General features: G+C 38.7%; 15 protein-coding genes. 8 read left to right on the forward strand and 7 right to left on the reverse strand.

The window, feature by feature from the left end; genetic code table 11:
• The first annotated feature begins 9 nt into the window (after positions 1 to 9).
• Positions 10 to 711 (forward strand): response regulator, encoded by a 702-nt coding sequence (locus ACN0T8_RS15145; RefSeq protein WP_417881455.1) that lies wholly within the window; start codon positions 10 to 12, stop codon positions 709 to 711.
• An 89-nt stretch (positions 712 to 800) separates the two neighbouring features.
• Here ACN0T8_RS15145 and ACN0T8_RS15150 read toward each other — a convergent pair whose 3' ends face one another.
• The 3 genes from ACN0T8_RS15150 to ACN0T8_RS15160 all read right to left on the reverse strand — a co-directional run bounded on the left by ACN0T8_RS15150 (position 801) and on the right by ACN0T8_RS15160 (position 3,962).
• Entirely contained in the window at positions 801 to 2,342 is a 1,542-nt protein-coding gene (locus ACN0T8_RS15150) for a tripartite tricarboxylate transporter permease (RefSeq protein WP_417881456.1), read from the reverse strand.
• 10 nt (positions 2,343 to 2,352) lie between these two features.
• Positions 2,353 to 2,823, reverse strand: coding sequence for a tripartite tricarboxylate transporter TctB family protein (locus ACN0T8_RS15155; RefSeq protein ID WP_417881457.1), 471 nt, complete (start codon positions 2,821 to 2,823; stop codon positions 2,353 to 2,355).
• 170 nt (positions 2,824 to 2,993) lie between these two features.
• A complete protein-coding gene (locus ACN0T8_RS15160) occupies positions 2,994 to 3,962 on the reverse strand; it encodes a tripartite tricarboxylate transporter substrate binding protein (protein ID WP_417881458.1) in 969 nt (322 codons plus the stop codon).
• 334 nt (positions 3,963 to 4,296) lie between these two features.
• On the opposite strand from ACN0T8_RS15160, the gene vxrA reads away from it, so the two are divergent.
• From vxrA to ACN0T8_RS15180, 4 genes are read left to right on the forward strand one after another with little or no spacing between them, the layout of a single operon-like run.
• Positions 4,297 to 5,742 carry a sensor histidine kinase VxrA gene (vxrA, locus tag ACN0T8_RS15165; protein WP_417881459.1) on the forward strand — a complete coding sequence of 482 codons (1,446 nt, stop codon included), beginning with the start codon at positions 4,297 to 4,299 and terminating at the stop codon, positions 5,740 to 5,742.
• Positions 5,717 to 6,373, forward strand: coding sequence for a response regulator transcription factor VxrB (gene vxrB, locus ACN0T8_RS15170; protein ID WP_417881460.1), 657 nt, complete (start codon positions 5,717 to 5,719; stop codon positions 6,371 to 6,373). Before vxrA ends, vxrB begins: the two co-directional genes overlap by 26 nt.
• A gap of 20 nt (positions 6,374 to 6,393) precedes the next feature.
• Positions 6,394 to 7,254: a DUF2861 family protein gene (locus ACN0T8_RS15175; RefSeq protein ID WP_417881461.1), complete on the forward strand. Its 861-nt coding sequence runs from the start codon at positions 6,394 to 6,396 to the stop codon at positions 7,252 to 7,254.
• Between the two features lie 34 nt (positions 7,255 to 7,288).
• Positions 7,289 to 7,441, forward strand: coding sequence for a YoaH family protein (locus ACN0T8_RS15180; protein WP_417881462.1), 153 nt, complete (start codon positions 7,289 to 7,291; stop codon positions 7,439 to 7,441).
• An 81-nt stretch (positions 7,442 to 7,522) separates the two neighbouring features.
• Here the strand turns inward: ACN0T8_RS15180 and ACN0T8_RS15185 are convergent, their stop codons facing one another.
• Both ACN0T8_RS15185 and hdfR read right to left on the reverse strand, forming a co-directional pair.
• Positions 7,523 to 7,699, reverse strand: coding sequence for a hypothetical protein (locus ACN0T8_RS15185; protein WP_417881463.1), 177 nt, complete (start codon positions 7,697 to 7,699; stop codon positions 7,523 to 7,525).
• 110 nt (positions 7,700 to 7,809) lie between these two features.
• Positions 7,810 to 8,673, reverse strand: a complete 864-nt coding sequence (hdfR, locus tag ACN0T8_RS15190; RefSeq protein WP_417881464.1) for an HTH-type transcriptional regulator HdfR — start codon at positions 8,671 to 8,673, stop codon at positions 7,810 to 7,812.
• 173 nt (positions 8,674 to 8,846) lie between these two features.
• On the opposite strand from hdfR, the gene maoP reads away from it, so the two are divergent.
• Positions 8,847 to 9,197, forward strand: coding sequence for a DUF413 domain-containing protein (gene maoP / locus ACN0T8_RS15195; RefSeq protein WP_417881465.1), 351 nt, complete (start codon positions 8,847 to 8,849; stop codon positions 9,195 to 9,197).
• Between the two features lie 430 nt (positions 9,198 to 9,627).
• On the opposite strand, the gene ACN0T8_RS15200 is transcribed toward maoP, so the two are convergent.
• Positions 9,628 to 10,389: a DsbA family protein gene (locus ACN0T8_RS15200; RefSeq protein WP_417881466.1), complete on the reverse strand. Its 762-nt coding sequence runs from the start codon at positions 10,387 to 10,389 to the stop codon at positions 9,628 to 9,630.
• 211 nt (positions 10,390 to 10,600) lie between these two features.
• Here ACN0T8_RS15200 and ACN0T8_RS15205 point away from each other — a divergent pair, with 211 nt between their 5' ends.
• The gene (locus tag ACN0T8_RS15205) at positions 10,601 to 10,942 is read left to right on the forward strand and encodes a hypothetical protein (RefSeq protein WP_417881467.1); all 342 of its coding nucleotides are present in this window, start codon (positions 10,601 to 10,603) and stop codon (positions 10,940 to 10,942) included.
• A gap of 319 nt (positions 10,943 to 11,261) precedes the next feature.
• Here the strand turns inward: ACN0T8_RS15205 and ACN0T8_RS15210 are convergent, their stop codons facing one another.
• A complete protein-coding gene (locus tag ACN0T8_RS15210) occupies positions 11,262 to 11,675 on the reverse strand; it encodes a hypothetical protein (protein ID WP_417881468.1) in 414 nt (137 codons plus the stop codon).
• Positions 11,676 to 11,894: 219 nt separating this feature from the next.
• Here ACN0T8_RS15210 and ccoN point away from each other — a divergent pair, with 219 nt between their 5' ends.
• A complete protein-coding gene (ccoN, locus tag ACN0T8_RS15215; protein WP_417881469.1) occupies positions 11,895 to 13,325 on the forward strand; it encodes a cytochrome-c oxidase, cbb3-type subunit I in 1,431 nt (476 codons plus the stop codon).
• Positions 13,326 to 13,351: the final 26 nt, after the last annotated feature.

Below are 13,351 nucleotides of genomic sequence, written 5' to 3' on the forward strand. Positions count from 1 at the left end.
GAAGAAAAAATGACTCAAGAAAGCATTCGAGTGTTGATCATTGAAGATGACATTGCTATTGCTGAAGTGAACCATAAATACTTGAGCCAAATCGATGGTTTTGAAGTAGTAGGTATTGCGACTAGCCAACATGAAGCGGAGATTCAAGTCGATATTCTTAAACCACAACTGGTATTGCTTGATGTGTATTTACCTGACGGTAACGGATTAGATATTTTGCGTTATTTACGTCAACAACAACACCAATGTGATGTGATTTTGATTACCGCTGCTCGTGATGTTGATACTTTACAACAAGCAATGCGTGGTGGTGTAGTCGACTATTTATTGAAGCCGGTGATTTTTTCTCGTTTGGAGTCAGCTTTAAATAAATATAAACATAGGTTAACGGGTTTTGAGCAAGCGTCTAGCCTAGATCAAGGACTAGTAGATAAGATGTTTCAGACGTCTTCATCTGATAGCGAAGGAAATCAACATACATTACGTCTACCTAAAGGTATTGATGGAGTGACGTTAGATAAAATCCGTTGTTTATTTAAGCAAGAAACTGGTCAATTAACCGCAGATGAAGCTGGAGAAAAAATTGGCGCGAGCCGAACCACTGCACGCCGTTATTTAGAGTATCTGATCACAACAGGTGAACTTGTGGCTGATTTACGCTATGGAACGGTAGGTCGACCAGAGAGAAGCTATAAAAAAGTAATTCGTTGAGTATAAGAACCCAATAAATTAAATAATATAAAGCCACCAGTGACGGTGGCTTTGTTTTATCTATCAACTCGTTTCGTTATATCCGTTGATTATTGAGGCGCTTCACTAGACGATGCACCCAGTTTACGGCTTTTAAAGTATTTCCATGTCATTGTTAGTATTGGCGCAAAAAGAACCAGTGCAGCGATGGAAGTAAAGACTAGGGTAATCGGGCGCTCCCATAGGAAATTCAATTGCCCGTCACTGATCATTAACGCTCGTCGCAAGTTTTCTTCCATCATTCCCCCGAGTATAAACCCGAGTAGTAGTGGGGCGAGCGGGAAGTTAGCTAAACGTAGTGCAATGGCGACCATCGCAATCATGATCATGATGTACACATCCATGGTATTAAACGAAACCAGATATACACCTGTGATTGAGAAGAACAAAATCATTGGCAACAATACTGTTCGTGGCACCATTAGAAGCTTGGAAATATACGGGATCAATGGCAAGTTCAAAATTACTAACACGATATTACCGAAGTACATCGAAATGATCACAGACCAAAAGATATCTGGGTTGTCGACAAATAAACGTGGACCAGGTTGAATGCCATAAGAAATTAACGCACCAAGCATGATTGCAGTTGTGCCAGAGCCGGGAATACCAAGTGTTAATAACGGTACAAAGGAACCACTTGATGCCGCATTATTGGCAGATTCTGGTGCAACTAAACCACGAATACTGCCTTTACCAAATTCTTCTTTTTTATCTTTCGGGGCGAGATTACGCTCCATACCATAACTTAAAAATGCTGCAATGGTTGCGCCTGCTCCAGGTAATACACCAGTAAAGAAACCAAGAATAGAAGAACGAATCGAAACCGGAGCCGCTTCTTTAAATTCTTCTTTAGAGATCTTCATACTACCTAGTTCATGCATTTTTTGGCTTTCTTGTTGGCTCGTGTCTTTTGAAGGTTTCAAGATCCCCATTAAGGTTTCACCTAGTGCAAAAGTTGCCATCGCTAATAATAAGAAGCTAAAACCGTCGATTAAGTCAGTTGAGCCGAAAGTAAAGCGCTCGACACCAATACCTTTGTCGATACCTACGGTAGACAACATTAAACCGAAGATAGTCATCATCCACGCTTTTATGACTTGTCCTTTACCAGCAAAGGCCGCGACCGCCGATAAACCTAGTAACATTAATGCGAAATAATCGGATGATTGGAAACTAAGTGACACAGACGCTAACGCTGGAGCGGCAACCAATAGCATAATGGCTGATAAAGTACCGCCAGTAAAAGAAGAGTAGGCGGCCAGCGCTAGAGCTTTACCTGCTTGGCCTTTTTTCGCCATTGGGTAGCCATCAAAAGCGGTTACAACCGTAGAAGAACAACCCGGTGCATTAATTAATATTGAAGAGGTCGATCCGCCAAACACCGCGCCATAATAAACCCCTGCCATTAAAATTAGGCCTGAGGAAGGATCTAATCCATAACTGATTGGGATCATCAAGGCAATCGCTGAAATTGGACCAAGCCCAGGTAGCATGCCGATAAAGGTACCGACAAAACAGCCCACGATAACCATGAAGATATTCATTGGCATAACGGCCGTGGATAAACCGATCAAAATTCCATCTAACATGATTTCTATCCTAGAAAAGGTTGAAGATGTACCCAGATTCTAGATAAATATCTAAACCTTGAGTAAGTAATAAATAAAACGCAAAAGCGAATGGGAACGATGCACCAAATAAAATTGACTTTTTACGTTCACCGAGTAGGTAAAAACCGCCAAATAAGAAACCACCAGTGGCAATAACAAAACCTAACCAAGTTAAGCCAAACCCATAAAGTGCCATTAAAATTAAAAATGAAATGAGCAACTTCCAATCAAAGTGACTAGCAAGCCCGCTTTTTTCATCAGGTTGAGCTGTTACGAGTAATAATAAAGATAAAATTGAACCGATTATTGCTAATGCAAAAGGTAAGGTTCTCGCAGTAAAGGGTTCATATTCATCACCCGGGAAAAGCATAATTTCGGTTGTTTGATAGCTATATCCTAGGCAAAACAAGAGAAATAATAGGGCGCTAATTCGATCGGTCGAGATAAATTTGGAGAACATAACTCTGCTCCAATAGTGAAAGGAAATAAGAAAGCCGCATTCAACAAGTTAACTACCTACGTTAGTAGCGATGCATAATAGTCATCCGTTAGTTAACCAAAGTGTACAAAGGAGAACGTTTTAAAAAATCAAATGCGGCAAATTATGATTGTGCTGTTATAGCGACAATATTATTTTAAAAAGCCTAACTCGCGCATAAGATCTCCGATCTGTTGTTCTTGCTGTTCAAGAAAGGCGGTAAATTCAGGACCAGCTTTGTACTCATCAATCCAACCGTTACGATCACGAATTTCTTGCCATTCTTTAGTTGAGTACATCTTGGTTAAGGCGGCGTTCCATTGTTCTACTTTTTCTTTACTAATACCTGGAGAAGCAAAGAAACCGCGCCAGTTAGCAAATACGGTAGGGTTACCCATTTCTTTGAGTGTAGGAATATCCGGTGCGGTATCTAGGCGTTTAGGTGCAGTGATTGCAACGATACGAACTTGACCACTTTTAGATAACTCAAGCACTTCACCTAAGCCGGTCGAAAGCATTTGAGTCTCACCAGAAAGTAGTGCAGCCATAGCTTTGCCACCGGCATCATAAGCAATGTAACGAACTTTACGAGGGTCTTGGTTTTCCCCTTTAAAGGCAGCGGCTGCAACAAGGTGATCCATACTACCTCGTGCAGATCCTCCTGCGATTTTTAATGAACGTGGATCCTTCTTAAACATCTCTACTGCCTGTTCCCACGTTTGGATGTCAGAATCAGAGGCAACCACGAAAGCCGCATAATCGGCAATAGTTTCAGCGACAGGAGTCAGATCTCGGAAAGATTGAGGGAAAATGCCGGATAAAGAGCGCACCACAATAGGAGTTGAGTTAACCATTAATGTGTCTTGTTGGCGATCTGCAGTTTCAATCATATAAGCAATGGCTTTACCACCACCGCCACCAGATAGGTTTTGGTATGAAACATTTTCAATAATACCTGACTTTCTCAGTGCATCGCCAGTACTGCGGGCGGTCATATCCCAACCGCCGCCTGCGCCACCAGGAACGACAAAATGAATTTCTTTTATATCATTGGCAAACGCAGATGTTGCAAATGCAGCGGATAGTAATGTCACTGTAATTGAAGTGGTGAATTTTTTCATGTTTCACATCCTTATGTTCTTATAGTTATCTATTTTTATAATTGATTACCCAGTAGTGTCGGGTTATTGGATCACATGAATGAATTTAGAATGTAGAAGCGCATTTTCCTATAATGAAGACTTAAAAAGGATATTGTTACTTGTGTCCATTTTGTTCATAAAAATTACAGCATCGCCTTTTGACTAAGCAGGCTCTGCTTAGCTGTGAGGTAACATTTAATCAAAGGTTACATAAACGTTAATAATGACTTAAAAATGACATGGCGGGTGGTTAGAACTGATTTTTTGTGTAGTATGATACGCCCAGATATTTGTCAGATAGGATAATTACCCTTTGAAATTAACGCGATTTTTAATCTTGTCGATAACGGTGATAGCGGGAACAGCAAATGCTAATACGCTACCTGCTCGTATCGAGCAATTTAAAACATCGTTTGATAATGACAAAGCGGCTGCTGTTTATGATTTACGAGTGATTCAAACAGACTATCCCACTAGTCTATTATCACCAGACTCGCTGATTCCACAGACTGCAAAATATCCTCTGAAAGATATGCAACGTTTATACAAGTTGGCGACGACATGTAAGGGAAAGTACCCATTAAGCCCCTTAGTGACCGAACCTTTAGTTTTTTCTCGAGCCTTGTGTAATGGTACTAGCCTACCAATTAAATGGTTTGTACGTTCTGGAATGATCCACCCAGGTGGGGGGACTTATGCAGCACGCTATGCGGAAGCTCATCCTGAGAGGTATAAACAGCTATTACCTTTTATGCATATCAAAGAAAGGCCACTAACAGATGAGAATACTTTATTAGGTCGTTTACAAAGAATGCCTTATGATTCTATTTCTGCATTGATTTCAGGATCGGAAACCATTATCTCGGGAAATGAATTTTGGTTACGAAAAGGCATGCAATATTATGTATTCGATCAACAGACGTTAGATACTAGGTTACAAGAAGCAGAATTAATCGCGACTCCGATAAGCCAAAGTGAACATTGTTACGTAAAAAGCGGCAATGTGTGTTGGGATATAAAAAATAACTCAGATACCTTATTTTACAGTATCTTAGCTTTAGGTATCGTCAATGTTATTCTAATCTGTGGTTGGGGTTACTCTCGTTGGCTCAATAAACGTAAAGAATTACGTAGCCGGATGTTAGTGCTACAAATTTTAACACATGAGCTTAGAACGCCCATTGCAAGTTTGTCGCTTACAGTGGAAGGGTTTCGGCGTGAGTTCGAGCATTTACCGGATACCGTATACGATGAGTTTCGCCGCTTGTGCGAAGATACTCGCCGATTAAGACAATTAGCTGAAGCGAGCAAAGATTATTTGCAATCAGACACACAACCATTAGCAACCGAATGGATACCATCGGTAGAGGAGTGGCTGGAATATCGATATAGACAAGGTGAGTTTGATATCGCGATTGAACTGAATCAGGACCAAGCCGTCAAAGCTAATATCTATTGGCTAGGAACCTGTGTTGATAACTTAGTAAGAAATGCATGTAAGTATGGTGTTGACCCTGTGGTATTAAAGGCTACAACATATTCAAATAAATTGGTTCTTGAGATAATTGACCAAGGACAGTTGACTAAAAAGGACTGGGCAAAATTACGTAAACCATTCGTGAGCAAAAGCGGACTAGGCTTAGGATTAACTATCGTTGAATCGATGGTTGCACGAATGGGAGGCTCTTTGAGCTTAAGTGGCCCGCCGACAACATTTAAATTGGAGATTCCCTGTGAAACAGACACTGCTACTCGTTGAAGATGATCGCAATCTTGCTGATGGCCTATTGGTTAGTTTAGAGCAAGCTGGTTATGAGTGTTTGCATGTTGAGCGTGCAGCCGATGTTGCATCCGTATGGGGTAAAGCAGACTTAGTGATTTTAGACCGTCAATTACCCGACGGTGATTCTGTTACTTTCCTAAATGATTGGAAGGATATTAAATCTGTACCCGTTATTTTATTAACGGCGTTAGTTTCGGTTAAAGATAAAGTATCAGGACTTGATGCTGGTGCAAATGACTACCTGACAAAGCCATTTGCTGAAGCGGAACTATTTGCGCGAATTCGTGCGCAATTGCGTTCACCCGATACAGAAGAAGATGGTAACACGATTACGGTAGGTGACATCTTTATTGATAAAACGACTCGCGATGTTAAATTTGGCAAAGAAATGATAGTGATGACTCGCACGGAGTTTGATCTGCTTGTTTTTCTTGCAAGTAATTTAGGTCGTGTGTTTACACGAGACGAATTATTAGATCATGTTTGGGGCTATAACCATTTCCCAACAACTCGTACCGTGGATACACATATTTTACAGCTACGTCAGAAGATACCTAGTATAAAAATAGAAACTCTGCGTGGTGTTGGCTACAAGATGAAATCTTAACAGTTTACTGAAGAATCATTTTGAAGTTAAAATACTCATTAATTACACTGTCACTTTTTGCCGCTCCAATTTGGGCGGCGAATGACTGGTTTCTAGAACAAACTTCGTTAACCAATGCTCATAAGTTTTTATTGGAAGGCCATCTTGAAGAAAGTTTTGATGCTATGATTCAGGCTTGGCAAAAAGAACCACAAGAGAACATTGAGAATCACCTCGATCAACTGTTATTAAAAGCACTTGATAAAGACTGTGGCCGTTCTTTTGATAATTCAAAACTGCCAACATGGTTGAATAAACTTGCTATCCAACGGCAAGTGAAACAAAGCCCTGGACGTTTAAGCTATCGGTTAGAAATTGATGCTCAAACGGATAGAGAGCTCGATCAAATCCTTTTTGTTAAATGGCCCGAACAGGTATTGATGTCTAACGTTGATACACCCGAAAAAATTGATGATAAATATTGGCAATATCATCAACAGGCGGATTTAAATGCACAATTAGATACCGGACTTTATAAAGTCAAAATTAAAACTAGCTTAGGGGAAGAGTGGGAAAGTTGGATTTTACTCACTCATCCTAATAATAAACAAACAGTGAGATGGAATTCTAAGGAATCTTGGGTTGTCGATAAAACCGCCTTGTTGAATCGATATTGTCCATTACCGGTTATGGATGTTGCGCTTTATGGCGATGTAGATGGTGACTATACTCAGGTTTGGAATAAACAATATGAATCTGATTATCCTAGCCAAGTTCCTAAAACTAAGCTGCCGATTGACAGGTATTTGCTTGGAGTTTCGATTACCCACAAACGTTGGCAAGGTGCGATAGTCATTGAAGATAAACAAGTTATCAATAAAGCCTATGATATTTCTGAATAAAGCAAAATCTAACTTACTCTAAAAGAGAACTAATATGTTTGATGATTTACCAACGCTTAGCCATGCAGAGCAACAAGCTGCAGTAGAAGATATACAAAAGTTGATGGAGCAAGGGATAAGTACCGCTGAAGCAATTAAGATTGTTGCCCAGCGAATCCGTAGTGAAAAGAAAGCAGAATCTGAGTAATATCGACTCACTCTAATGCACTATAACTAAATAAGTTGGGAAAATATAAGAGGGCATAATTGCCCTCGATTTCATTACAAATTAGTACAAACGGTCTTCTAAATCCTCAGATCGTGGGTGATGCTTATCTCTATGAGATTTTCGCTTTGATTTACTTTTTTCAATCAACTCACCGTCATAATCATCGAAATCTCGTCTATTTTTCTTACCAGATAAACGAGAATTATCATTTTTTAACCACTTATCCCAGTTGCTCATGTTCCTATCCAACTATCTAATGTCTTAAAGTATTTTCAGACAACTTTAGAGATTATGTAATAACAATATGACAGTAAAACGAAGTTTTTTTGATGTCAGCATGAAAGTTATTAATCGTCGGAAGGTGTTCTTAGTTCGAATGGAACTTTAGCTAATTGATTAATTAAATTCACTTTTTCATTATCTTCATTCCAGCATAAATACAAAGACTGCTCCATAACTGGAGAATCTTCCACGATAAATAATTTTCCAGTATCAATATGCTTAGATACGACCGGTTCTGGTAAATAAGCCATACCTGTATTGGCGCTTAAAAACTTAACAATGACGTTACTAGAGGCAGCATGTAACAATGGCGTTCTTTGTAACTCAGCAATTCTCGCATGCTCAATTGAAAAACGAGTACTCCAATCTAAATAAGCTAATGGAATGGAAGGCAGTTGATTGAAGTTTACATCTGGTTGCGTTGACACTAACTTAAATTCGAAGTTAGCAACTTGTTTCAGTTTAAAGCCTTCTACTTTAGGTGGATCGCCTAATAGTGCCATATCGATACTTTTTTCTAATAAAGCTCGTACGATATCTTGACGACTGACAGACTCCATCCTGAATGCGATTTCTGGCAAAGCCTGGTGAGATTCGTTAATCCAATCTGAAATACCGCCAAGCTCCCAAACACTTGAAGAAGCGCCTAAGGAGATCTGTTCCATGTAGTTATCACTCAGAGAAACATCCTGTCTGGCACGTCCCCAAGTTTGTAAAATAGATTCAGCGTAGGGTAATAACCTTTCTCCAGCAGGAGTGAGGTGAACATTACCTCGTTGACGTGAAAAGAGCGGGCTGCCAAGTTGTGACTCTAGTTGACGGATGCGAAAGCTCACCGCTGATTGAGTTAGATACAAACTCTCTGCTGCACGACCAAAGTGACGCGTCTTTCCTACTTCTAAAAATGTCCTTAATAGTTCTGTATCCAAAGTTCACCTCAAAGGATTTGAAAAAAGTTTGATTCTTTGACTAATATAAAGACAAGAATATCGCAAAATGATAAAAAAATTTTATTAAATTGAACAAAATCTTTTGTTGTACAGTTAGACAATAAACACCTATTTTCGCTGAAATACAAGTAACACAGTAAAAGAGTTGAAATATGAGAAATCTAGGAAAGTTTTTTGATAATAAACACTTTGCACGCGGCTTTAGTCGCTCTGGTGAATTTACTATTAATGAAGCACAAATCCTCGAAAATTACGGTCGAACAATGCAGGGACTATTTGAAGGTAACTTAATTCCTGAAGATGATGATGAGAAAGCGTTTATCACCGCTTTTCAACAAGAAGGAGGTGAGGGGATGGTTAATAAATATGTTCAGTGCTGGAAGAAGTATTTAAGTAAAACCCAGCGTAAACGAACATATACACTCTGCAGCACGGTAAAAGGTAGTGCCTCATCCTATGACGATGATGATAGTGATTCGGACGATCTATTGCTAGATGATTAAAGTCGACAAAAACTAACTTGAATTTTCCGATGAGCCCACCAAATGGTGGGCTTTTTTTGTACTATTTATATGCATCAGAATGCAACACCGTAACAAACTAGACAATTGTAACCTATTTCCAAGTTGTTAATTTAAAAGAATATTAATTACTATTATTTGTTGGTAAGTCCAGTCACGAAATGTTAATAACACCTTATCCACAATATGAAAGCAAACAACATAAGTAAAGGTCGAGAAATTTTGGTGTGTTATTTTATTACAAGCAAGGGGAGTGTGTTTATGAAGAGAATGATAGGAGAATTAATTAGTTACCCTGTAGCGTATACTTCAGGGTTGTTGTGAATTATAATTACAGTGTAACTTTTGTGGTGTGAAAAAATAGCGAATCTGTTAAATTCGCTATATCAAACTAGATGATTTGGATGGCACTTTATTTAGATAAGGTTTTTATTGCATTCGTTAATGATGCAACATCAGCACCATTGATCACGTAGATATTATCAGAGGTCGCGCCATCAGTTGGCATTACAATTAAAGCTGGTGTGCCTTTAAAGCCAAGTTGAGAAAATAATTGTAAGTTCTTTTGATAGCTTTCCGTTGGTTTAAACTTATCTAATGAGACCCCTGCATTTTTAGCTTGAGTCTCCACAACTGCTTTTGTTAATTTACCTTCGTTTAAACCACTGGCATAAATTCCATTATGGTATTGCTCATATGCTTTAGAGCCTTTTTGAGAGAAAACTTCTAATCCCATTTGTGCCGCGTATTTTGATGGTTCCCAACGGTTACCAAAGATAGGCGTTTCTTTAAAGATGAAACGAACATCCGGATATTGTTTCTGCAAAGATTCAATTGTTGAAGAAATTCTATAACAATAGACACACTGATAATCAAAGAATTCGATAACATTCACTTTTGCATCTTTAGGACCAGTAAAAGGGGTTGTATTGTCATTAATTAAAATATTCTTATTTGCTATCACAGCCGATTTTTGAGCACTTGCTTGTTCTTCTAATTGTTTCTGTTGTAGTTTCTGGCTGGCTTTAATTAAAAACTCTGGGTGCTCGGAAAGGTATTGTGCGGCTATTTCACCAATTCTTGCTTCTTGCTCTGGCGTGAATGTTGCCGTGTTAGCTGCTGTAGCGCTATTTGTCACTGCGGCGATTACAAGAGGTAAAATAAGCTTTTTCATAAAATTTCCAATTTAAAAATAAGTGTTAATCTCTTAAGAGCCTTGATTTAAGAACAAGTTCCATAATATGAAGCTTTCTCGCAATTACTTTTGTGAAATGAAATCGTTTCTTAAATATGAGGTTAGCATAACTAACTATTCAAGTAGACTTGATGAGGTTATTGAAACAGTGAAAACTTTGATTTTGTTAATCAATCAAGGTGTTAGTCGGATGAAATCACTGGTTATATTATTTTGTATACTTATCATTAGCCCATCAGTCTTTAGTTATGATGATAGCCAACGATATAAAGTTGCGAAATTTTACAAGAAGAAAGCACAGAGAGCGGTAGATGGTTCAGCCAAGAACTTAAAAGGTGAATGTAGGCTCATGTTATCAATGAATCATCTAGATCAAAAGTATGCCAAATTAAAACGCGTGAGAACTAATGGGAACAGCCAAGTATGCAAGCTTGCAAAGAAAGAGTTGAAGAAATATCGAAACAAAAAAATAACCTATGATACGCCTGAAAAGTTATTGCGTTTGACCATCACCACAACAGGTCATAACTGATGCCTGAAAGGCTTAATAGGAATTCTGCTGATAAGGGAATTCAAAAAAGTCACTTACTTACAATATCTTACATATCTTATAATGGGTGCTTATGAAGCTTGTTAACTAAGTAACTCAAGTGCGCATTACGTATATTATGTTAAATAATATGTGCATATACGTAGAATTTGTTTTGGTTGTTCAATGAAATGCCCTGTTTTGTATTTTTTAGAAGCCATCGATAAGTGGCTTCTTTTGTATCTTATTACTCATTCATCTTGAAGCTTCCGTTTATTGCCTGTGTTCTTTCACTACAATGACAATGCATTAGCAACTTAAATCAATTCTGAGTGTTTAACGTTATCCAGTGCATATTTCCAGTTGGTGTTGAAATCAACCAACGCGAGTTATCTATGTTTGATACTGTTTTTATGTTGATCGGTGGTTCTAGTTGATGGTTTTTACTATCAAGTATGGCTGAAGAAATTAAAGTCAGCTCCCGTAATTTGATTTCATTTTTACGATCAAGCGGTTGGGCCAAAATCGTAAGCGAATTATCGGTTTCCCTTTCAAAGAGTATTGAAAGCTCTATATCATCGACTTTTATTGTACAATTTTGATTTATTTGGCACACGGTATCAGTGTTTTGTTGTGGTTGGTGTTGAAATGTTCTCCACGTAAATGCTGTGACTAATATGCTGAATATGATGAGTATTTGTACAAGTCTTGCTTTGGTGAGTTTCTCTGCTGCCATTACACTTTTATCCTATGCAACTTACTTCAAATTTTTACTAATTAACCTATATAACCTGTTCGCATGTCAGGTATAGTAGGCAACGAAAATGTTACTTTTATTGAAAACCATTGTTATCGACTTATTTTTAATCAGTTGATTATGTGTGTTTGGGTGACATTACAACACTATTTTTGTGTTGATGCTATGTAGTTAATTATAATATTGGAAGCATTCAAGATGAGCCAAGAACATCAGCTTGAGCATAATTATAACTACACAGTCGTACGTCAATTCACCCTGGTTACCATACTTTGGGGTATTGTTGGTATGAGTGTGGGTGTATTAATTGCCGCTCAATTAGTTTGGCCACAGCTTAACTTTGATACGCCGTGGTTGACGTACAGCCGTTTACGTCCATTACATACAAATGCGGTAATATTTGCGTTTGGCACAAGTGCCCTATTCGCTTCATCATATTACGTTGTTCAGAGAACCTGTAAGACCCGCTTATTTGGTGGTTTATTAGTTCCGTTTACATTTTGGGGTTGGCAAGCCATAATTTTGGCTGCAATAATCTCACTACCTTTGGGCTATACAACCAGTAAAGAATATGCGGAGCTAGAGTGGCCTATTGATATCGCGATTGCGATCGTTTGGGTTGCTTATGCGATTGTTTTCTTTGGTACTTTAGTCAAAAGAAAGACATCTCATATTTATGTTGCTAACTGGTTCTTTGGTGGTTTTATACTAACTGTTGCGGTATTACATATCGTAAATAGTATGGCTATCCCAGTTTCATTAGGTAAGTCTTATTCGATTTATTCTGGTGCTGTCGATGCCATGGTTCAATGGTGGTATGGACATAATGCGGTTGGTTTCTTATTAACTGCAGGCTTCTTAGGTATGATGTATTACTTTGTACCAAAACAAGCTGAACGCCCTGTTTATTCTTACCGTTTATCGATTGTGCACTTTTGGGGGCTAATTTCTCTTTACATTTGGGCTGGTCCACACCACCTTCACTACACTGCTTTACCTGACTGGACCCAGTCATTAGGCATGGTGATGTCTTTGATCTTATTCGTTCCTTCTTGGGGGGGGATGATCAACGGTATTATGACGCTATCTGGTGCTTGGCATAAACTTCGCTACGATCCGATTCTACGTTTTTTGATTGTTTCTCTATCTTTCTACGGTATGTCTACCTTTGAAGGTCCAATGATGGCAATTAAGACGGTTAATGCACTATCTCATTACACTGACTGGACAATTGGTCATGTGCATTCTGGTGCATTAGGTTGGGTTGCAATGGTTACCATTGGTTCTCTATACCACTTGATTCCTAAGTTATTTGGTCAAGAGCGTATGTACTCTATTAAATTGATCAATGTTCACTTCTGGCTTGCGACTATCGGCACCGTGCTGTATATCGTTGCTATGTGGATTTCAGGCGTTATGCAGGGTTTGATGTGGCGTGCAGTTAACGCTGATGGCACATTAACTTATAGCTTTGTCGAGACGGTCGAAGCTTCTCACCCATTCTATCTAATTCGCTTTATTGGTGGTGTGATTATCGTGTCTGGTATGTTGTTGATGGCTTATAACACATATAAAACTATTTCTGCGCCAAAGGAAAGCTTGAAAGCTATTCCTCAACCGGCTTTATAGGAGGCTATGAATATGAGTTCGAATAA

The organism is Vibrio sp. (assembly GCF_048266485.1).
Classification (GTDB): Bacteria; Pseudomonadota; Gammaproteobacteria; order Enterobacterales; family Vibrionaceae; genus Vibrio.